The following is an 18821-nucleotide window of genomic DNA, read 5'->3' on the forward strand; positions in this document are numbered from 1 at the left end:
AGAATACCCATGACGACCTTTCGCGTTGGCGTGACGGGCATCGGGTATATGGGGCAACTTGAGGCCCGCATCTGCAGCGAGATGCCGGCGTTCGAGGTCGTTGCTCTGCACAATAGGACGCCCGAGAAAGCATCCGCTCTCGCGCGGGAGCTTGGATGCGTTGCATATGAGACGCTGCAGGAGATGCTGGAGCAGGCGAAACTAGACGCACTCATTGTGGCCACACCGAACAACGCGCACCTTGAGCCGGTTACGGCCGCGGCAGCGCACGGGGTACACGTGTTCCTCGAGAAGCCCATGGGCCTGCATGTCGCCGAGTGCCGTGAGATGATCCGGGCGGCGGAGGCGGCCGGTGTCGTCCTCTTCATGGGCCACCCGCAGCGCTTCATGGACGGCGTGCGCCGGGCGAGGCAGGCCGTGGTCGATGGGCTGATTGGGCGACCGGTGGCGCTCCGGGTTGAACGGGTCTTCTGGGTGGATATGGATCATCAGGCACCAGGTTGGAAGACCCGGCGCAGCCTTTCGGGTGGGCACCTGTTCCACCACATCCACGAGATCGACACCGCACGCTGGATACTGGGTGACGTCGCCAGCGTCTACGCCCAGATGGGCAACCTCGCCCACGAAGCCGGCGGCTGCGAAGCTGAGGATGATGTGGTTCAGGTCGCCGTGCAGTATTCCCAGGGAACCCTGGGCACCTTTGAGTTCGGTTCGGCCTACCGCAATCGCAGCCACTTCCTGCGCATTGACGGCAGCGAGGGCACCATCGTCGTCAACTGGAGCGCGGGCGAGGGTGGGCAGGTGTCGATTACTGTCGGCAAGGACACCCGGCTGCATCCGATGTACGACGACCCGGATTGCCGCCAGTCCGCGGCCGATGTGTACGCAGCAATGGCGAGAGGGATCGTGCACGGCAGCGACAAGTGGGGTGCCCCGCTTTTCCTGCGCAAGCTGGTGGAGCGCGAACTAGAGTGCTTCCACCGTGTGCTTGACACTGGAGAGATCGAACCCGAGCTGCGCGGGCTGTTGGCTGTGGATGGACTGCGCAGCGTGGAGATCGCTCAGGCGGCGTGCATTAGCGCCGCGCAGCGACGGATTGTGGACATCCCGCTTCCCTGATAGGGATCGGAGGGTGTGCACAGGTGGACCCCATGATCACGATCTTGCTGGTCCTGACCGCCACCGCAGTGGGGGCCGCCGAAACCCCCGCGACTGACAACGCCGCACCCCGTATGCGGGTCTTGAACCGAAACTCGCTTACCATCGTGGCCTTCGGCGACTCCGTTACCTTCGGCGCACACATGCAGCCGGGCGATCCCTATCCCGAGCAATTGCAGCGTCTCCTTTGCGATCGCTACGGCGAGGGAACGTGTCGAGTGATCAACGCCGGCGTCGGGGGGAACACCACCGGCGCAGGGTTGGCGCGTCTCGAGCGGGATGTCCTCGCCCACCGGCCCGATATTGTGCTGATCAACTTCGGTCTGAACGACAGCGTCAAGACTGGGCCGGATGTGTACACAGTCCCACTGGGAACCTACCGCGCGAACCTGATTGAGATGGTGCGGCGCGTGCGCCAAGCAGGCAGCACACCGATACTGTCGACGATCACGCCCGCAATTGACGACCTGTATTTCGACCGCCACCCGAGGGAGTTCTACGAGGCGGACGGTGGACTCGGTGCACTCCTGAGCCGGTACAGCGAAGCGGTGGCGCAGGTTGCGCGGGAGGAGGGTGTGCTGGTGGCTGACTGGCGGCGGGCGCTATCGGGAGGCGAGCGGGAGTTGATCCGCACGCCGGACAACTCCGGTGCTCGGGACGGAGTACATCCCACGCCCGCAGGCTATCGTGCCCTGGCGATCGAGTGCTTCCTGATGGCGGTGCGGCTGCTCGAGGGTTGACGCTCAGGCGGTCTTGTCCGCATACTCGCAGAAGCCGCGGATCGGGCATTGGGCGCAGCGCGGATTGTTGGGCCGGCACAGCTTGCGTCCATGGGTGACCATGTTCACGTGCAGCTGATAGCGCACATCCGCTGGGACGGCGCGGTCCATGATCTCGTGTGCCCGTTCAGCATCGCAGTCCGGGCTCAGCCACCCCAGCCGCTTGCAGATGCGCAGGACGTGGGTGTCAACCGGGAACGCTGGTCGCCCGAGCTCGAACATAAGCACACAGGCGGCGGTCTTCGGCCCCACGCCCTTGAATGACATGAGATAACGGGTGGCCTCTTCGCTGGAGAGACTGGCGAGGAACCCCAGGTCGATACGCCCTTGCTCCTGGCGGATCTGTCTGAGGATGTCGCGGATACGGACGGCCTTCATGTCTGCGAGACCGCCGGGATGGATGGCTTCGGCGATGCGCGCGGGGTCGGCATCGGCGACGGCATCCCAGTCGGGGAATGTCTCGCGCAAGCGCGCAGAAGCACGGCGCTGATTAGCGGCGGTGGTGTTCTGCGACAGGATGGTGTTCACCAGGCCGCCCACCAGGTCCGTCTGTCCATCGTACCCAGCAGCACCGTACTGCTTCGCCAGCGCCTTGTCTACCTGCCGAATGACACGTGCCAGCACGCTTCTCTGCATCGCGTTGGCATCTCCGTGTGACCTGTTTCGCCGGAAATGCTCTTTCGCCTTGCGGCGTGTGGTGCCCTGCCAAATCGACGCATGGAGGCGCAACTGTGGGCTCTCAAGGACCCGAAAACGGCACCGAGACCTTGACCTGGACCGTCTGGCCCGCAGCCAAGCGACCGGCTCAGGCTGCAGGTCTTGCAGCGATGGCCGCACTGGTCGCGGGGTTCTGCAGCGTAAGTTTCGGCGGGATTGCATACGGCATGGTCGCGTTCGCGGTGGTCCTCGCGGCCGGCGCGCCTTTCCTGTTCCCCTCCACATACACTATCGATGACGAGGGCATTCGCGTGCGCGGAATCCTCTGGCGCAAGAGCCGCACGTGGGATCAGCTCGCTTGCCATCTGCGGGGCCCTCATTTCATCGCCGTGAGTACGCAGGCTGAGCCGACCCACCGGTCCATCTCCGACGGACTGATCCTGCGATTGGCCGAAAATGGCGACGAGGTGGAAGCCGCCCTGTCCCGCCATATTCCCCGTTGGGAGCGACCGTCTGGGGCGCCGTGACCCGTTTTCCGGGCACCCGGTTCCCGCGGCGAACCCTATTCCAGGCCTATCGCCCCTGTATTGCCCGGGAGCATCGGCTTGGCGGGATGCGTGCCGGCCCGTGTTGGGCCAGCTTCCGGTGCCCGTGGTGTTGAAGCCGCGCCGCGTTCCATCAGGCTCCGGCAGGAGCCGTCCGCCTATAGCCCCCGGCGGAAACCGGGGGACGCCTGTCGCAGGAAGAAGCCCTGGGCCCCGGAGAGGCGGCCCGACTCGGTGCACGGGTAACGGCCTGTCTGTCGCCCCCGTTCAGGGCTCAAAGCGCATCGTGGGGCGGCAGTCCGGGGGCTTCCGTCTCCGGCCATAGGCTGCCGCTCGCTCCGCGGGCTGTGGGGCAACGCCTCTCGGCGAACGGCACGGTGAACGGCGTTCGGCCCCAGCCGGCGCGCCTCTCTTACACAACCGATGGACCTGCTGTATTGCCTGCGGTCTTTGACCCTGGCGAAAGCTCGTGGTAACATGCAAGGCTACTTGCGCAAATGGTGCCCGGGCTCGTGTCTCGTCCCGGGCGTGACTGAAGTGCCGGAGCAGGATCGCCGGCCGTGGGGATGAAACGCACCGTGTCGCAGGACAGGATCGCAGTCTACAACGCGCGCGAACACAATCTTCAGGGCGTTCACCTGCAGGTGCCCCGTAATGCATTGGTGGTCTTCTGCGGTGTCAGCGGGTCGGGCAAGTCGTCCATGGCCTTTGACACCATCTACGCCGAGGGCCAGCGGAGGTACGTCGAATCCCTGTCCACTCACGCCCGGCAGGTGCTGGGGGTGATGTCCCGGCCCCACGTGGACCACATCGACGGCCTATCGCCCGCGATCGCCATCGACCAGAAATCCGCGAGCCCCAATCCGCGCTCCACGGTGGCCACGATCACCGAGATCCACGACTACCTGCGGGTTCTGTATGCGCGCCTGGGTCAACCGTACTGCTACCAGTGCGGCGAGGAGATCCGAGCCTTCACTCCACAGCAGATCGTGGACCGGGTCATGGCTCTTGGCGAGGGAACCCGCTGCCTGATTCTCGCTCCGCTGAACGTGACGGAAAAGCAGCGCGAAGCCCTGCGTACAGCCAGGCGCGCCGGGTTCGTGCGCGCACGAGTGGATGGTGACGTGGTCGATCTGGCCGAGGGCATCGACCTCCAGGGAGACGGGCACCAAATCGAGCTTGTTGTGGACCGCATCGTTGTGGCCGCGGACGTGCGTTCGCGCCTTGCCGAGGCCATCGAGACGGCTCTCGGCCAGGGCGATGACAAGGTGATCGTGCAGCCTGTGGGCGGCGAGGATCTTGAGTTCTCGACCCGGTTTGCCTGCCGTCGCTGTGACATCACTTACCCGGAGCTCACGCCCTCGTCCTTCTCCTTCAACAGCCCTCACGGCATGTGTCCGGACTGCGGCGGCCTCGGAGTCGTCACCGACATCGACCCTCAGTTGTTCGTGGCCGACCCCACCAAGTCGATTCTCGACGGTGCCCTGGAGATCTATGGGCGCATCCGTAGCGGGCACGTTGAGCACATTATGCGGGGCCTGGCGAAACACTACGGCTTCGACCTGGACACGCCCTGGCAGGACCTGCCCGAACGAGCCCGCGAGGTGGTCCTGTATGGGTCGGGCGACGAGAAGATTCGCTTCGGCTACCAGACCCGCAGCGGGCGTGAGTACGAATACGAGAAGGTTTTCGAAGGACTCGTCCCTGCCAGTGAACGGGGACGGACCGGTACGCGCTCAAAAGCCAAGCAGGAGTATTTCGAGCGCTACTACGCGAGTATGCCCTGCCCGGCCTGCGGTGGCTCGCGTCTCAGGCGCGAGAGCCGATCGGTGCGCATCGGCGGGATGACCCTGCCCGAAGTCTCGGCCCTGGACGTGTCCGCCTGTCTGGACTTCTTCGCGAACCTGGATCTTGGGCCTACTGGCGGTCTGGTGGCATCGGAGCTGCTGGCCGAGGTACGTGCGCGCCTGAGATTCATGGTTGAGGTGGGTGTAGGGTACCTCACGCTGGATCGCGCGGCGCCCACGCTCTCCGGTGGCGAGGCTCAGCGTATCCGGCTCGCGACCCAGATCGGCTCGGGCCTGGCCGGGGTGCTTTACATCCTGGACGAGCCCAGCATCGGCCTGCACGCCCGGGACCAGGACCGTCTGCTGAAGACCCTTCTCGAACTGCGCGACCTGGGCAACACGGTCATTGTAGTTGAGCACGATCCAGCAACGATTGAGGCCGCGGACTATGTGGTGGAATTTGGCCCCGGAGCAGGCATCCGAGGCGGCAGAGTGACCTTCGCGGGACCCGTGAGTGAAATGAAGGCCTCGCAGACCTCCCTCACCGGGGGTTATCTCACAGGCAGGCTGGGCGTCAGGAATCCATTGCACCGGCGCAAGGGCACCGGACAATCCCTGCAGGTGAAGCACGCCACCGCGCATAATCTAAAGAGCGTCACCGTGGATTTTCCTCTGGGGCGGCTGGTGGTGGTGACGGGCGTGTCCGGGTCAGGCAAGAGCACGCTGGTCCACGACGTGCTCTACCTTGGCTTGCGCAAGCGGCTGCACGGAACGATGGACAAGCCGGGGCCCCACGAGTCGCTGGCCGGCGTTGAGCATGTGGACAAAATCGTCAACATCGATCAGAGCCCTATCGGTCGGACGCCGCGATCGAATCCGGCTACGTATTCGGGGCTCTTCGCACCGATCCGCGAGCTGTTCGCGGCAACGCCGGATGCACGCACCCGGGGGTATAAGCCCGGGCGCTTCAGCTTCAACGTCAAGGGCGGGCGTTGCGAGGCCTGCGAAGGCGACGGCGTCGTGAAGATTGAGATGCAGTTCTTGTCAGATGTGTATGTGCCCTGCGAGGAGTGCGGGGGGACACGATATAACCGGGAGACCCTCCAGATCCTGTATAAAGGCAAGAGCATTGCGGACGTGCTCAGCCTCACGGCGGCCGAGGCGCTGGAGCATTTCCACAATGTGCCGGCGATCGAGCGGATCCTGCGCACGATCAATGATGTCGGACTGGATTACATCACCCTCGGGCAGCCGGCCACCACGCTGTCAGGTGGTGAGGCCCAGCGGCTGAAGCTGGCGCGAGAGCTGTCCAAGGCGGAGACCGGCAAGACCCTGTACATCTTGGACGAGCCCACCACGGGCCTGCACTTTGCGGACATCGAGAAGCTCATGGAAGTGCTGAACCGGCTTGTTGATGCTGGGAACACCGTGCTTGTGATCGAGCATAACCTGGACGTGATCCGCCTGGCCGATTGGGTTATTGACATGGGCCCCGAGGGAGGACGCGAGGGTGGGGAGGTCGTCGTCACCGGGACGCCCGAGCAGATTATCACCAACAGCCGTTCGCATACCGCGCGGTTTCTGAAAGCCGCCCTGGAAGCCCATTCACATTGATGACCGCCACTGTCCTGATTCCCAGCTATCGCCGCCCGGACCGCCTGGTTGCATGCCTGGATGGCGTGATGGCCGGAAGACGCCTGCCCGAGCAGATCGTCGTGGTGTTGCGGGACGTTGACCTGGACAGTCAGGCCTGCCTGGAAGACTGGCTCACACAGAACCGCCCACAGGAGCGCGGCGTGACCCTTACCCGGGCTATCGCCGACCGACCGGGGCAGATCGTGGCCATGAACTCCGGCCTGCAGGTCGCCACTGGGGATGTGGTCTGCTTCATTGACGACGACTGCGTGCCCTGGCAGAACTGGCTCGAGCGCATCATGACATACTACGATGACCCGCAGGTGGGCGGTGTGGGGGGCAGGGATGTGGTGCACGAGAAACACGAGCAGGGCGATGTACTTTTCGGCCGGGTGGATTGCGTGGGAAAGATCGCGTGGTCGGGGCGGATCGTGGGCAACCACCACCTGGATTTGCTGGACGGCGCCGTCGAAGTAGATCACCTCAAGGGCGCGAACATGAGCTTTCGCCGGACACTGCTCAAGCCCTTTGACGAAAACATGTCCGGCGGCTCGTGTTGTCTCAACGACACCGATGCGTCCTTGCATGTGCGCAGTCAGGGCTATCGGCTTATCTACGACCCGGTGATAGCGGTGGATCACTACCCGGCCCAGCGGTTCGGCGACTCGACCCGTGAGAAGACCGCGCCGGGCCTGGTATACTCCGACAGCCACAACTGGGTCTACTGTATGCTCAAGTACATGGGGCCTGTGCGGCGCTGCGTCTTCCTGGCGTACGCGCTGCTGGTGGGAACCGGGACCCGGTACGGGGTTGCCAAGTGGCTGGCCGCTTTGCCGCGGTCGCCGCGAGACGCTACTGTGCAATTCTGGGCCTCAACCCGAGGGAAGATCGCAGGCGTGCGGACCTATCTCAGGAACCGCCGACTGCTTTCGCCGACCACCGAGCGGGAGGCCTGACCGTCCTTTGCCCGGCGCGCGTTAGCCGCATCATCCTATCAGGAGCGCGACTCATGCGCATAGCCATCGTTACGGAGCACGTGAACAGGCGCGGCGGCCAGGAGAGGGTTGTGTGCGAGCTGGCGGAACGGCTCAGCCGCTATCATGAGGTGCACCTGTATTGCTTCTCGGCCCAGGGACTGCGGGGTGAGCGCCTGTCCGTGCACAAGATGTGGTGCCCCTTCCACAGCTCCACCCTGGAGGGATTCTGGATCTTGATCGCCTCCTGGTTCGCGCTGCGGAATGCCCGGTTCGACGCCATCATGTCACAGGGCGGCAACAGCCTGGTCCAGAACTGCGTCATGCTCCACACCTGTCATGCACTGCGGGCCGAACGCACTCAGGCCGTGGAGTGGCGCTACCATCCGCCGAACCCTTTCAAACGCCTGTTTCAGTGGTTCCGCTCCCGCACATTCCTGCACTTCGAGGGCCGCGCTGTCCGTAAGTGTCGGGGTGCGGTCATGACGGTCTCGCGGTTCCTGAAAGACTACGTGATGGCGCAGCACGGTCTCTCGGAAGCCGAGGTGCAGGTCACGGAGAATGGCGTCGACCACGCTGTGTTCCGTCCCGAGACCCGCAAGCTGTATCGCAATCGGGTCCGCGACAAACTGGGCATTCCGCGGGATGCCTTTGTCATCCTGTTTCTGGGAGGTCGCTGGTTTGACAAAGGCGTGCCTTTCCTGATCGAGGCCCTCGGCAAGATGCCCGAACGGACTGCTTACCTGGTCATCGTGGGCAAAGGTGACGTGGGCTTCTTCACCAGGTTCGCGCGTGACAATGGTGTTGAGGATCGTGTACGATTTGTGGCGCCAACAGGGTCTCCGCAGTGGTTCTACGGGATGGCTGACTGCTTCGGGTTCCCCAGTGATGCAGAGGGCTTCCCGTTGGTTATCGGCGAGGCCGCGTCGTGCGGTCTTCCCTTGATCACCACGGCGGTGGGCGGATCTGAGCATCTTGTGGAGGACGGAGTGAGCGGCTACATCGTGCCCCCGGATGCCGATGTGATCGCGGAGAAACTACAGATCCTCGCCGCTGATCCAGCGTTACTCGCGAAGATGCGGCGCGCGGTTCAGAGGAAGGCTAGCAAGCTGTCCTGGGACTATCAGGCCGAGCAGGTGCGCGCGCTTCTTGAGGCCTGGTTTGGTGACAATGAAGCCCCGTACAGCACCCATGACCCGTCGGGGGGGCAAAGCAATTGAAGATCGCCGCAATCAGTCACTCGTGCGTGATCGATGTGAACCAGCAGATCTACGTGGAGCTGCTCAAGCATCCCGGCGTTGAAATGCTGCTCATCGCCCCCAACCGCTGGTATTCATCGCTGCGCGGTGATACGGTCTTCGAGGCCCTTCCCGAGTTGCGTGGCTATTGCAAGCCGCTCCACGCACGGTTCGCGGGGTCGATCCACTTCCACTGGTACCCGCGTCTGGGCGATGCCCTGGCTGAATTTCGTCCCGACATCATCTTCGCCGATGAAGAGCCCTATTCGTTGGTGACCACACAGGCGCTGCAGTGGCAGCGGCGCCTCAACTGCAAGTTCGCCTTCTACACCAAGCAGAACCTCTACAAGCAGTACCTCCCGCCGTTCTCATTCATGCAGGCCCGGGCGCTCGCACGAGCGGACCACGCGCTGGTGATCAGCGAGGAAGCGGCGGAGGTCCTGCGCCAGAAGGGCTACAAGGGCAGTCTTACCGAACTCCCGCACGGGGTGGACCCCGAACTGGTCAAGCCCAAGGACAGCTCGGAACTCCGCGCGCGCCTGGGAATCCAGGGCCCGGTTATCGGGTATCTTGGGCGGATCGCCGCGGAAAAAGGCGTCTGGGACCTGCTCACCGCGGCCCGGATTCTGGTCAAGCGTATGGGACCGGTGTTCACCGTGGTGCTTATTGGCGACGGCCCGGCCCGGGAACGTCTCGCCGATGCCGCGCGTGTGCAACTTCCGCCCGGTCTGTTCCGCTTTACCGGCTCCGTGGCCCACAATGCCGTCCCGGACTACCTGAACCTGATGGACATGCTGGTCTTGCCCTCGCGCACTCAGACTCACTGGAAGGAGCAGTTTGGGCGCGTACTCGTCGAGGCGTCAGGCTGCGGGATACCTCTGGTGGGCTCGAGCTCGGGCCACATACCGTCGCTGATCAACAGGACGGCCGGGGGGTTGATATTCCGGGAAGGTGACCCCACAGATCTGGCAGACAAGATGCAAACACTGCTGGAAGACCCGGAACTGGCGCGCAAGTTTGGTGAGAACGGACGGCGTGCTGTTCTGGCTGAGTTCACCTACGAGAAGGTCGCGGGGGTGCTGTACGAGGCGCTGTCTCAGACGGTCAGCGGTTGAGGGGCCCTGGTTGCGCACCGCCGGGCCAGGGCGCACAGGGACGGCCGGAAAATGGCCAGAATGTACAGGATCAACGCGGCAGCGGTGACACCGTACCTCGCGAGCAAGTCCCGTGCCTGCACCGATATGCGCTGACGGAGATCCACGGGTGTTCCGGACGCGGCGAGAAGGGACCAGGCTCGCGAGCGGATCTCCGAGTCGGAGGTCAGCCGGACGGCCTCGGATGCCTGCTCTGCGGCAGCGGCCATTGCGCCGCGCTCGATGAGAACTTCCGACAGCATCAGACGAGCCTCTACGTGGCCGGGGTGTTTCTTGACCGCGTGCCGCAGGATGCTCTCGGCGTCGGACTGCATGCCTTGCGCCAAGAGCATCCGGGCAACGGCGACGAGGGCGTCCGGCTGGTGCTCCAGGAATGCTAGCCGGTAGAGGCTCTCGCGGGCATCCACATCGTCCTGCCTTGCCCTGTTGGCCAGAATTCCCACCTGGACAGCCCGGTCCTGTGGAGTGAGCGCTGCCGCCCGGGTTCGCAGGGCTTCCGCTTGTTCGGACAGATTGAGCGCATCGACGATGTCAGCAGCACGCTTGAGGTTTCTTGCCGCTATCGCTTTCGCCGTGCCGGCGGCCTCCGGGTTTCGGGTGTCCAGACTGCCTGCATTCGCGAGGCACAGGTCTGCCGCCTTCAGATGGGAAAGCGCCGCGAAGGACCACAGGCCGTACTTGCCGAAGCTATGGCCGAAGGCTTCGAGGAGCAGCGCCGGCTGGCGATTGGCTCGCTGGTAGTTGGCAGCGAGACTGACCACAACGAAGGCTGTCGCCAGCAGGAGCGCATTGCCGTAACGTATCACAGAAGGGGGCCCACCCGATGGCCATATTGCGCGCTACCCGCGGGGGAGGAGTTTCCCGCATCGCCCCCACGGTTTCACCGGTAATCTTCGCGCTCACCCTCGCATGTTCCTGCGCAGCCCAGGACAACCTGTTAGAGAACCCCAGTTTCGAGGTCCTGGATGAGACCACTGCCCGACCTGCGGGATGGACCGCCTGGGCGGAGCCCAATTATGCCGTCTACACCTTGGCGGATGCGCGCACGGGTGTTGCTTGCGTAGCGATCACCGATTTGTCGGAGAAGGTATCCCAGGGTCTTCGCAGTCCGCGAGTGCCCATCGAGCCGGGAAGGCAGTATCGCGCCTCGGCCTGGGCGCGAATCGAGAGCGGACCGAAGCCCGGCGCGGCGCTGTATCTCGAATACTGGGCCGGGGGAACACGCGTGGAGAACAAGAGCGTGTCGATCTCCGATGCGCCGGACTGGCGTATGTTGAGCCTCAGCGTGACCGCACCCGAAGGCGCGACCCATGCAACCGTGCTCGTATACTCCGGGAGCGTGTCCGTCGGTCGCGCGTACTTTGACGACCTGGCGCTGGTTGAAGAGCCTGCGCCCTGACGCTTGGGGAACACCCGGGCGACCAGCGGAAGCGCTGCTGGAAGCCGGTGCAATCATAGGCAGGGACTGGAGGCAGTTCACATGGCCAAGATCGTCCTCATAGGTGCGGGCAGCGGTTTTGGGAGCCGTCTGTCCGTGGATATTCTATCGTTCCCCGAATTTCAGGATGCAGAGCTGGCGTTGGTGGACATCAATGCCGATGCGGCCGAGGGCGTCCGCAGTTTCGTGCAGCGGGTAGTGGACTATCACAAGCTCCCGGCGCAGGTAACCTCCACCACGAACCGCCGCGAGGTCCTGGAAGGCGCGGATTTCGTGGTCATCTCCATCGCCGTTGGCGGCCCGGCCTACAACGGTGTGCCCTTCTACTACGAGATCGAGATCCCCCGCAAGTACGGCATCAAGCAGAGCGTGGCGGACACCATCACGCCGGGTGGCGTGTTCCGGACGCTGCGCAGTGCCCCGGAAATGCTGGCCATCTGTCACGACATGGAGGAACTCTGCCCTGACGCACTCCTGCTGAATTACACCAACCCCATGGCCATGCTCACCTGGATCATGAGCGAGGGATCATGCATCCGCAATGTCGGTCTGTGCCATAGCGTCCAGGGCACCCACGGACAGCTCTGCGGATATATCGGCGAGCCCTCGAGTGATGTCACCAGTTGGGTTGCGGGCATCAACCACATGTCCTGGTTCCTGCGGTTTGAGAAGGATGGGGTAGACCTGTACCCGCGCCTGTTCGAAGCAGCCGATGACCCTGAGACCTACGCGAAGGACAACGTGCGCTTCGAAATTATGAAGCACTTCGGGTATTTCGTCACAGAGAGCACCCGGCATATGTCCGAGTACGTGCCTTACTTCCGCAAGCGACAGGACATCTACGATGAATTCAAGTGCGCCTCGCCTACTCCCACCATGGACGGCGGGCAGGCCCACCGCATCTGGCAGGACGACATCCCCGAAGGCGGCGATGTTGAGAAAGACGCCCTGCAGTTGCGCCGTTCCGGTGAGTACGCGTCACGCATCATGCACTCGGTCTACACTGACACCTTGTTCCGGTTCAACGGGAACGTGATGAACGACGGGATCATCGGCAACCTGCCCTTCGGGTGCTGCGTTGAAGTCCCGTGCATGACCGACAAATGCGGTGTGAACCCGTGCGTGGTCGGCGACCTGCCTACGCAACTGGCTTACCTGAACACCACAAATGTGGCGGTGCAGCAGCTTACGGTGGAGGCCGTGCTGGAGCAAGACCTTGAGAAGGCCTACCAGGCGTGCCTGCTGGACCCGCTGACCAGCGCGGTGTGCAGCCTGTCGGAGATCCGGAGCATGTTCAACGAGCTGCTTGAAGCAGAGCAGCCGTGGCTGAAGCCGTTCTTTGAGATGTGAGCGGGCGAGAAGACGAGGCGATGAAACAACGCGGCAGGTCCGGAGACAGGACCTGCCGCGTTCGCGCTTTTCGGGGGACCGACTCTAGACGTCCAGCTTGCCCTCGCGGCTTGCCGTGATGTAGTTCATGCACCACTCGTCCTGGCCCAGCAGCGCCTCGGCTGCAACCATCTCAGCCATGATCTGTTGGTCCAGGGGATCCATGATCGCCGAGTCGAGCCCCGCGGCCATGCACAGAACCAGGAACACGCGGTTGACCAGCTTGCGCGCCGGGAGGCCGAAGGAAATGTTGCTCAGGCCGCAGGTGATGTGGCACTCGGGGCAGTAAGTCTTGATCTCCCGAATTGCCTGGAACACATGTACGCCGGTCTCATGGGAAGTGCTCAGGGGGGCGATGACCGGGTCCACGTAGATGTGGTCTGGGGCCACGCCGGCGCCTGTGAGGGTGTCGATGAGTTTCTTCGCGGTGGTCTCGCGCTGTCCGGCCATGCAGGGCATGCCGTCATCTCCCATCGCGAGAGCCACCACATTGGCACCTCTTTCGGCCACCAGCGGCAGCAGGGAGTCGATCTTCTCCTTCTCGAAGGTGATCGAGTTCACCAGTGGCGTCTGGTCGCCGGTGTAGGCTTCGAATGCTTCGCGGAGTGCTTTTACGTTTGGGCTGTCGAAACTCAGTGGCTTGCTGGTGACGGCCTGTACGGTCTCCACGAGCCAGCGCATGTCGCTGACTTCCGCATCACCGGTAGTGCCCGGGTTTACATCGATGAACGTTGCCCCGGCTTCGTCCTGGCGTTTCGCAAGCTCGGCAATGTAGTCCGCGTTCTTGTCCGCGATCGCCTGCTTCGGGTTCTTGCGGGTTCCGTTGATGAGCTCGCCCACGATGATCATTTTGCCTGAACCTTCCTGTTCAGAAGTATCCGCGCCCCTCAAGTCTCGGGGCTGTCTTCGCGTCGGTCCGGCTGACTATACCCTCTCTCGAGCCCCTTGACCAGTCCCGTCACCGTCTTCAGCACGGGCACCCGCACGCCCTTGCGTTCGGCGGCGCGCAGAATGGCCCCGCAAATCTGGTCGATCTCCGTCTTACGCCGCGCGGCGACATCCTGCAGCATCGACGATCGGTTCATGCTCGTGACGTGACAGACCTGCTCCGCTGCCTGCTCCGGACGCACTCCGGCGAAGGGACTCAGGCCGCAGAACTCCGCGACCCGGTTCCCTTCGTCGGCAAGGGCGCCCAGCGTCTCCCGCAAGAGTTCATCCTGGAGAAGCGCGCCGTTTGGCAGGCCGGTGAGAGCCGTAAGTGGGTTCACGGCGGCGTTGATGATCGCCTTGCGCCAGAGGGCCGCTTCGATGTGTTCATCCACCAGCAGGTCGGGCCAGTACGGCTGCAGGATGGCAGCGGCGCGCTCCGCCGCCGTGTGCAGCCCCGCGGCAGACCCCAGCGTGATCGCTCCTGTGCCTGAGATGACCACTTCTCCCACGTCCCGGAGCGCGCAGCCCATGACGATGGTACCAGCGAGGACTTGACCCGCAGGGAAATACCGGGCGAGAACCTCCCAGTTACCCAGTCCATTCTGCAGCGTGAGGACCAGCGTCTCCGGCCCGACACATGGTGCCGCGAAGGCCGCCGCGCTGTCGGTTGAATAAGCTTTGACCAGGACGATGAGCAGGTCAACGGGAGCCAGGTCCACGGGGGATGCTGTCACCGGGACCCGCACCGTCTTCCAGTGATCTCCGTGGGAGACCCGGATGCCCGTGGCCGCGAGCCGATCCGCGCGTTCAGGCCTGTGGTCCAGGAGAGAAACGTGAGCGCCGGCCTGTTTCAGTGTGGCTGACAGGCCGCACCCCATGGCCCCGGGACCGACGATCACGATGTGGCCGGGCTGTGAGCTGCACTCGCTCACCGTTTCTGCTCCCACTTGTCTAGTTCCGCCAGTTTCCCGAGAGTCGATCCCTTCATGATCTCGGCTTTTTCCCGGGCCTCGCGTTCAACCACAGCCAGCGAACGGTTCGCAATCTCGACAGCTCTATCCCGCGGCACGACCACCACGCCATCGGCGTCTGCGATGACCCAGTCGCCGGGATTGACAACCGTCTCGCCGATCTTCAGCGGCACCCCCATCATGCCCAGGCCCTTCGGATCTCCCGCTGCCGGGCAGATGATGGTTGAGAACGCCGGGAAGCCCAATTCGCGTATCTCGGCGCTATCTCGCAGGGCGCCGTGGATGACAATTCCTGCAAGCCCTCGCCGGATGCAGGACTTCGTGGCTTCCTCGCCCCAGACCGCCGGGCCTTCACCGCGAACGTCCACCACCAGCACGTCGCCGGGTTGGGCATGGTCAATGGCCTGAACCGGCTTGTTCCAGTCGCCCGGATAGGTCCAGACGGTAAAGGCCGGGCCCACGCAGCGCATGGAGTTGTCGATGGGGCGGATGCCCGGCAGCCAGCCCTTACGGTGCTGGGCGTCCGATACATTGGCGGCGGTGACGCGGCTGAAAGTCTCCCGCAGTTGCTCTGGGCCGGCGCGCTTGAAAAGATCGGTGGCCACGGCCTCCCCGGTAGAGATCGCGCGAAGGATGCCGCGGGTCGCTTCGGTCGCGTCTGCAGCTTTGTTGATTGCCCCGCCCACGATCACGATGCTGGCGCCGGCCTGCACCGCAGCCGCTGCGGTTTCGGAGTTGATCCCGCCCGCGACGGCAATGGGCAGGTCTACCGCGCCCGCAACCTGCTGGAGTGTGTCGAATGGGTCACCGCCGCGCATTTGCACATCGATCGGGCAATGGACGCCGACGATGCCGACGCCCAGTTCCTGGGCTCTGACGGCCCGGGCTACCGGATCTGCAACTTCGGCGAGGTCCACCATGATGCGGGCACCGTATCGCTGTCCGGCTTGCACGCACTCCTCGATGGTGGAGTCGGAAGCCACACCCAGCACGGCGACGATGTTCGCGCCGGCCTGTGCCGCGATCTCCACCTCGGTGCGGCCGGCATCCATGATCTTCATGTCAGCGATGATCGTGTGGTTGGGGAACCGTTCGCGCAGCGCTCGAACCGCGTTGAGCCCCTCGCTCTTGATCAACGGTGTCCCGGCCTCAAGCCAGATATCGCCGGCCTGCACAGCTTCTTCGGCAGCGCGCATGGCTTGGCCCAGGTTGATGAAGTCCAGCGCAAGCTGGAGCACGGGGAAGGATGTGTCCATGTGACTCGCTCCCTGGGCGTCGGTCGCCCGCCGCCGACGGGTATCAGGACTATCGCAGACCGGCCGCGATAGCGTCGAACACGGATCGCGCCACCGGTTCAGATCTCGCCAGCAGCTGATCTATGGTCTCTCTCTTCTCTGCCACCCAGCCGGAGTCCTTGATTGCGGCCAGGTTCACGTCCACGTTGAGCATGGCACAGCGCAATGCGGCCAGGGCGAACTCCGCTGCGACTGCCACATCGCTGAGGAGATTGGGGTTGGCTTTCTGACGCAGCTCGTCCAGGTCCGCAATGATCCCCGCGCAGGCCTCTGTGGCTGCAAGGGGCACCTGAGCAGCAGCCTTCAGCGCCTCCTGGATCGCCGCGGTGCGCGCGGCCTTCTGCTCGTCGGTGTCCCGAGGCATGGCATAGGCCGCACCCACTTGCGCGTAGGCATCCGCATCGGCGTCGGTGAGGTCGAGGAGCGCCAGGCGGTGGGATTCGAGCCGCCCGAGAATCGCCTGAACGTCTGCCTCCACGGACGCGAACTTCTCGCGGCCCACGGTGAAATTGCCCGCCATCTCTCCCAGCGCAGCCCCAAGCGCGCCACACAGTGCGGCGGCGCTGCCTCCACCCGGTGTGGGCTCCCCGGCAGCAAGGCGCGCTGCGTATTCCCGGACGGTGTAACCTGTGAGCATGGCAGACCCCCTGGATCGGGATTGGAGGATTACGAAGCGCCCCGCTACAGCATGAGAGCCTCGATATTGCGCCACGTGACCCTCTCGAAGTCCTCTTGCGACAGATTGCACACGCGGATCTTCATCAGTTCAATCGCCGGGTGGATGATGGGGCCATCGGAGCCGAAGACCACTCGGTCTGCTCCCAGTCGTTCGATGGCATCCGCGATCTTCCACGGGCAGGACGAGTATGAACTGTCCAGCCAGATGTTGGGGTGCTCCCACGCCAGGGCGATGAATCGGTCAACCAGGGCTTCGCTGTTGGGCGCCCCGAGATGGGCGATGATCAGCTTCATCCCGGGCACGCTCTCCACCAGTTCTGTGGCGATGTCCAGCCGGGTCGCGACGTCGATGAGTACGGGCATACCGACCTGCGTCGCCTTCTCGCAGACGGGCTTCAGTGGGTCGGCGCACGGCTCGGGCATCTCCCCAACATGCAGCTTGAGGCCCCGGCAGCCCAGAACCTCGACGGCTCGGTCGATCTCGATCAGGGCCTGCGTGCCCTCGTCGGGCCAGACATGCGCGAAGGGGATGAGCCGGTCCGGCGCGGCCTTGCAGCACCGGGCGGTGAGATTGTTGGATTCACGGCCAGGCAGGCAGATGGAGAAGACCACTGACTTGTCTATCCCGGCCTCATCCATAGTGCGCAGGATCATCTCCGGTGGGAACTCCCGGCGATATGTGTCCCCACCCTTGGCGTGAACATGACAGTCGATGATCATCGGAATGTCTCCAGAACCTGCGCAAAGAGCACCCAGGCAGTCATCGCTGGTCGCCGGCCGACACACCACGGCGGCGTCCCGAACACGCAGCTACTTCTCGTGGAACTTTGCCCAGCTTTCTGCGATGGATGCCGTCTCGATGCGATCCCAGGCGGTGCGCCAAGAGCCGACTACGCCCCCTTCCGGTTGAGGCGGGTTCAGGGACATGGTCGCGGCGATGTGCCGGTAAATGGGCAGCAGTGTCTCGGCCTGCGAGAACGGGCCGCCGAAACGGGCGACGAACACTTTCCCGGAGCCGAAGCCGCTCACGGCGATCCAGAAGAAATGGTCTTCCGTGGCCCCCGGGAACTTGCCGAGGAGCGTGATGATCGCTCCCGCATCGCCGATAGGCAGCGCTTCGACCTCCCGGAAACCCGCGATGGCATTTGGCATGAGCTGCTGGGCGATGACCCGCGCCGCCTGCACATAGGTCTGGCCCTGCATTTCCTGGGGCACGTCGAGAAGCGCGAAGAGAACGCCTACGGGACTGCGCGGGGCGTCCAGCACGCTTTCCCACGACGCCTCCGCGCCATTGGGACCAAGGAACAGAAGGGTCGCGCCCTGGATCTGCTGGAAGCCCCCGGTCCAGTTGGCCGGGTACTCGAAAGCCACGGCGCCCCCGTCTGCAGTGAACTGTTGGGGCGAGGCGATGGGGGCATACGTGTTGGATGGGGACAGCGACAGATCTCGCCACTGGGCACGCAGAGCATTCTTGCGCGCATCATCGGACGCGGCCCAATCCTGCTGGAGTTGTCTCCAGCCTTGGGGAATGGCAGCCAGCTGAGCAAGCTGCTCCTGGGGCAACTGGGCGGCTGCCTGGAGCATAGCCGCATAGGCGCGCTGCCGATCTTGCGGCGCAGTGACCACCTTGCGCCCCCAGCCTTCGGTCCGGGTGAAGTCCATGATATCGAAGTAGGCGTTCACCGCATCGGCGATCAGGTCCCCGGCCGGCATGGCGCCCACGCCCCCAAGCACACCCGCGACTGCGGTAGCGCCGCCTCCCCCACCGACGCCGCCCGCATACTGATCCGGTGTCTGAGTTGCGCCCTGGAGCGGGTTCAGGCTCACAGACTTCACCTGGAACGCGCCGTCCACCATGACCGCCGAGACGCAGTCAACCGCGCCTTGAGCCGCCGCAATCGCCGCCACCGCCTGCTCGGCTGTAACCACCCCAATCTGGCCCACCGCGAAAATCAGATCGCCCTGCTTGTACCCCGCCGCTGCCCCCGCGCTGTTCGGCTTCACTTCTACGACCTGGACTCCGAGCCTGTAGCCGGAGTTGGCCTCTATGACATCCAATTCCTCAGCGGTCAACGTGCGCAGGACCAGTCCTGCGGCTTCGGCGGTCGCTCCCTGTTGCTGCGCGCAGAGCGGCAGACAGGCTGCAACCAAGAGCACGCAACATGTGACGACCGTAATGCTGCGCATGGGTGC

Annotated in this window: 17 protein-coding genes; 9 read left to right on the top strand and 8 right to left on the bottom strand. The window is 64.0% G+C overall.

Annotation, left to right across the window (positions count from 1 at the left end):
* Positions 1 to 9 precede the first annotated feature (9 nt).
* Together HPY44_01480 and HPY44_01485 are read left to right on the top strand one after the other, a co-directional pair.
* Complete coding sequence (locus HPY44_01480) at positions 10 to 1119, top strand: Gfo/Idh/MocA family oxidoreductase (protein ID NSW54659.1); 1110 nt, start codon at positions 10 to 12, stop codon at positions 1117 to 1119.
* Between the two features lie 32 nt (positions 1120 to 1151).
* Positions 1152 to 1898: a hypothetical protein gene (locus HPY44_01485; protein ID NSW54660.1), complete on the top strand. Its 747-nt coding sequence runs from the start codon at positions 1152 to 1154 to the stop codon at positions 1896 to 1898.
* A gap of 3 nt (positions 1899 to 1901) precedes the next feature.
* On the opposite strand, the gene HPY44_01490 is transcribed toward HPY44_01485, so the two are convergent.
* The gene (locus HPY44_01490) at positions 1902 to 2573 is read right to left on the bottom strand and encodes an endonuclease III (protein NSW54661.1); all 672 of its coding nucleotides are present in this window, start codon (positions 2571 to 2573) and stop codon (positions 1902 to 1904) included.
* Positions 2574 to 2668: 95 nt separating this feature from the next.
* Between HPY44_01490 and HPY44_01495 the strand changes: the two genes are divergently transcribed.
* From HPY44_01495 to HPY44_01515, 5 genes are all read left to right on the top strand, one after another.
* Positions 2669 to 3121 carry a hypothetical protein gene (locus tag HPY44_01495; protein ID NSW54662.1) on the top strand — a complete coding sequence of 151 codons (453 nt, stop codon included), beginning with the start codon at positions 2669 to 2671 and terminating at the stop codon, positions 3119 to 3121.
* A 596-nt stretch (positions 3122 to 3717) separates the two neighbouring features.
* Positions 3718 to 6540, top strand: a complete 2823-nt coding sequence (gene uvrA / locus HPY44_01500) for an excinuclease ABC subunit UvrA (protein ID NSW54663.1) — start codon at positions 3718 to 3720, stop codon at positions 6538 to 6540.
* On the top strand, positions 6540 to 7517 hold the full coding sequence (locus tag HPY44_01505) for a glycosyltransferase (protein ID NSW54664.1): 978 nt from the start codon (positions 6540 to 6542) through the stop codon (positions 7515 to 7517). The genes uvrA and HPY44_01505 overlap by 1 nt, the downstream gene beginning before the upstream one ends.
* Positions 7518 to 7570: 53 nt before the next feature.
* Positions 7571 to 8755, top strand: a complete 1185-nt coding sequence (locus tag HPY44_01510) for a glycosyltransferase family 4 protein (protein ID NSW54665.1) — start codon at positions 7571 to 7573, stop codon at positions 8753 to 8755.
* Positions 8752 to 9888 carry a glycosyltransferase family 4 protein gene (locus HPY44_01515; protein NSW54666.1) on the top strand — a complete coding sequence of 379 codons (1137 nt, stop codon included), beginning with the start codon at positions 8752 to 8754 and terminating at the stop codon, positions 9886 to 9888. The genes HPY44_01510 and HPY44_01515 overlap by 4 nt, the downstream gene beginning before the upstream one ends.
* On the opposite strand, the gene HPY44_01520 is transcribed toward HPY44_01515, so the two are convergent.
* Positions 9870 to 10733: a hypothetical protein gene (locus tag HPY44_01520; GenBank protein NSW54667.1), complete on the bottom strand. Its 864-nt coding sequence runs from the start codon at positions 10731 to 10733 to the stop codon at positions 9870 to 9872. The genes HPY44_01515 and HPY44_01520 overlap by 19 nt on opposite strands.
* 17 nt (positions 10734 to 10750) lie before the next feature.
* On the opposite strand from HPY44_01520, the gene HPY44_01525 reads away from it, so the two are divergent.
* Entirely contained in the window at positions 10751 to 11326 is a 576-nt protein-coding gene (locus HPY44_01525; protein ID NSW54668.1) for a carbohydrate binding domain-containing protein, read from the top strand.
* Positions 11327 to 11407: 81 nt separating this feature from the next.
* Positions 11408 to 12715 carry an alpha-galactosidase gene (gene melA, locus HPY44_01530; GenBank protein NSW54669.1) on the top strand — a complete coding sequence of 436 codons (1308 nt, stop codon included), beginning with the start codon at positions 11408 to 11410 and terminating at the stop codon, positions 12713 to 12715.
* A gap of 84 nt (positions 12716 to 12799) precedes the next feature.
* Here melA and HPY44_01535 read toward each other — a convergent pair whose 3' ends face one another.
* The 6 genes from HPY44_01535 to HPY44_01560 all read right to left on the bottom strand — a co-directional run bounded on the left by HPY44_01535 (position 12800) and on the right by HPY44_01560 (position 18815).
* Positions 12800 to 13603 carry a dihydropteroate synthase gene (locus HPY44_01535; protein NSW54670.1) on the bottom strand — a complete coding sequence of 268 codons (804 nt, stop codon included), beginning with the start codon at positions 13601 to 13603 and terminating at the stop codon, positions 12800 to 12802.
* A 38-nt stretch (positions 13604 to 13641) separates the two neighbouring features.
* Positions 13642 to 14616 (bottom strand): 2-dehydropantoate 2-reductase, encoded by a 975-nt coding sequence (locus tag HPY44_01540; protein NSW54671.1) that lies wholly within the window; start codon positions 14614 to 14616, stop codon positions 13642 to 13644.
* Positions 14613 to 15911, bottom strand: a complete 1299-nt coding sequence (locus tag HPY44_01545; protein ID NSW54672.1) for an orotidine 5'-phosphate decarboxylase — start codon at positions 15909 to 15911, stop codon at positions 14613 to 14615. The genes HPY44_01540 and HPY44_01545 overlap by 4 nt, the downstream gene beginning before the upstream one ends.
* Positions 15912 to 15960: 49 nt before the next feature.
* The gene (locus HPY44_01550; protein NSW54673.1) at positions 15961 to 16587 is read right to left on the bottom strand and encodes a cyclodeaminase/cyclohydrolase family protein; all 627 of its coding nucleotides are present in this window, start codon (positions 16585 to 16587) and stop codon (positions 15961 to 15963) included.
* Positions 16588 to 16631: 44 nt separating this feature from the next.
* Entirely contained in the window at positions 16632 to 17348 is a 717-nt protein-coding gene (locus HPY44_01555) for an amidohydrolase family protein (protein NSW54674.1), read from the bottom strand.
* Positions 17349 to 17438: 90 nt separating this feature from the next.
* Positions 17439 to 18815, bottom strand: a complete 1377-nt coding sequence (locus tag HPY44_01560; GenBank protein NSW54675.1) for a hypothetical protein — start codon at positions 18813 to 18815, stop codon at positions 17439 to 17441.
* Positions 18816 to 18821 lie beyond the last annotated feature (6 nt).

This window comes from Armatimonadota bacterium (assembly GCA_013314775.1).
Lineage (GTDB): Bacteria > Armatimonadota > Zipacnadia > Zipacnadales > JABUFB01 > JABUFB01.

Bases quoted from the DNA above. Each gene is read 5' to 3' on its own strand.
- HPY44_01480 (NSW54659.1), top strand. From the start codon at position 10: ATGACGACCTTTCGCGTTGGCGTGACGGGCATCGGGTATATGGGGCAA.
- HPY44_01490 (NSW54661.1), bottom strand. From the start codon at position 2,573: ATGCAGAGAAGCGTGCTGGCACGTGTCATTCGGCAGGTAGACAAGGCG.
- HPY44_01550 (NSW54673.1), bottom strand. From the start codon at position 16,587: ATGCTCACAGGTTACACCGTCCGGGAATACGCAGCGCGCCTTGCTGCC.
- HPY44_01525 (NSW54668.1), top strand. From the start codon at position 10,751: ATGGCCATATTGCGCGCTACCCGCGGGGGAGGAGTTTCCCGCATCGCC.
- HPY44_01545 (NSW54672.1), bottom strand. From the start codon at position 15,911: ATGGACACATCCTTCCCCGTGCTCCAGCTTGCGCTGGACTTCATCAAC.
- HPY44_01510 (NSW54665.1), top strand. From the start codon at position 7,571: ATGCGCATAGCCATCGTTACGGAGCACGTGAACAGGCGCGGCGGCCAG.
- HPY44_01560 (NSW54675.1), bottom strand. From the start codon at position 18,815: ATGCGCAGCATTACGGTCGTCACATGTTGCGTGCTCTTGGTTGCAGCC.
- HPY44_01505 (NSW54664.1), top strand. From the start codon at position 6,540: ATGACCGCCACTGTCCTGATTCCCAGCTATCGCCGCCCGGACCGCCTG.
- HPY44_01555 (NSW54674.1), bottom strand. From the start codon at position 17,348: ATGATCATCGACTGTCATGTTCACGCCAAGGGTGGGGACACATATCGC.
- HPY44_01485 (NSW54660.1), top strand. From the start codon at position 1,152: ATGATCACGATCTTGCTGGTCCTGACCGCCACCGCAGTGGGGGCCGCC.
- melA (NSW54669.1), top strand. From the start codon at position 11,408: ATGGCCAAGATCGTCCTCATAGGTGCGGGCAGCGGTTTTGGGAGCCGT.
- HPY44_01535 (NSW54670.1), bottom strand. From the start codon at position 13,603: ATGATCATCGTGGGCGAGCTCATCAACGGAACCCGCAAGAACCCGAAG.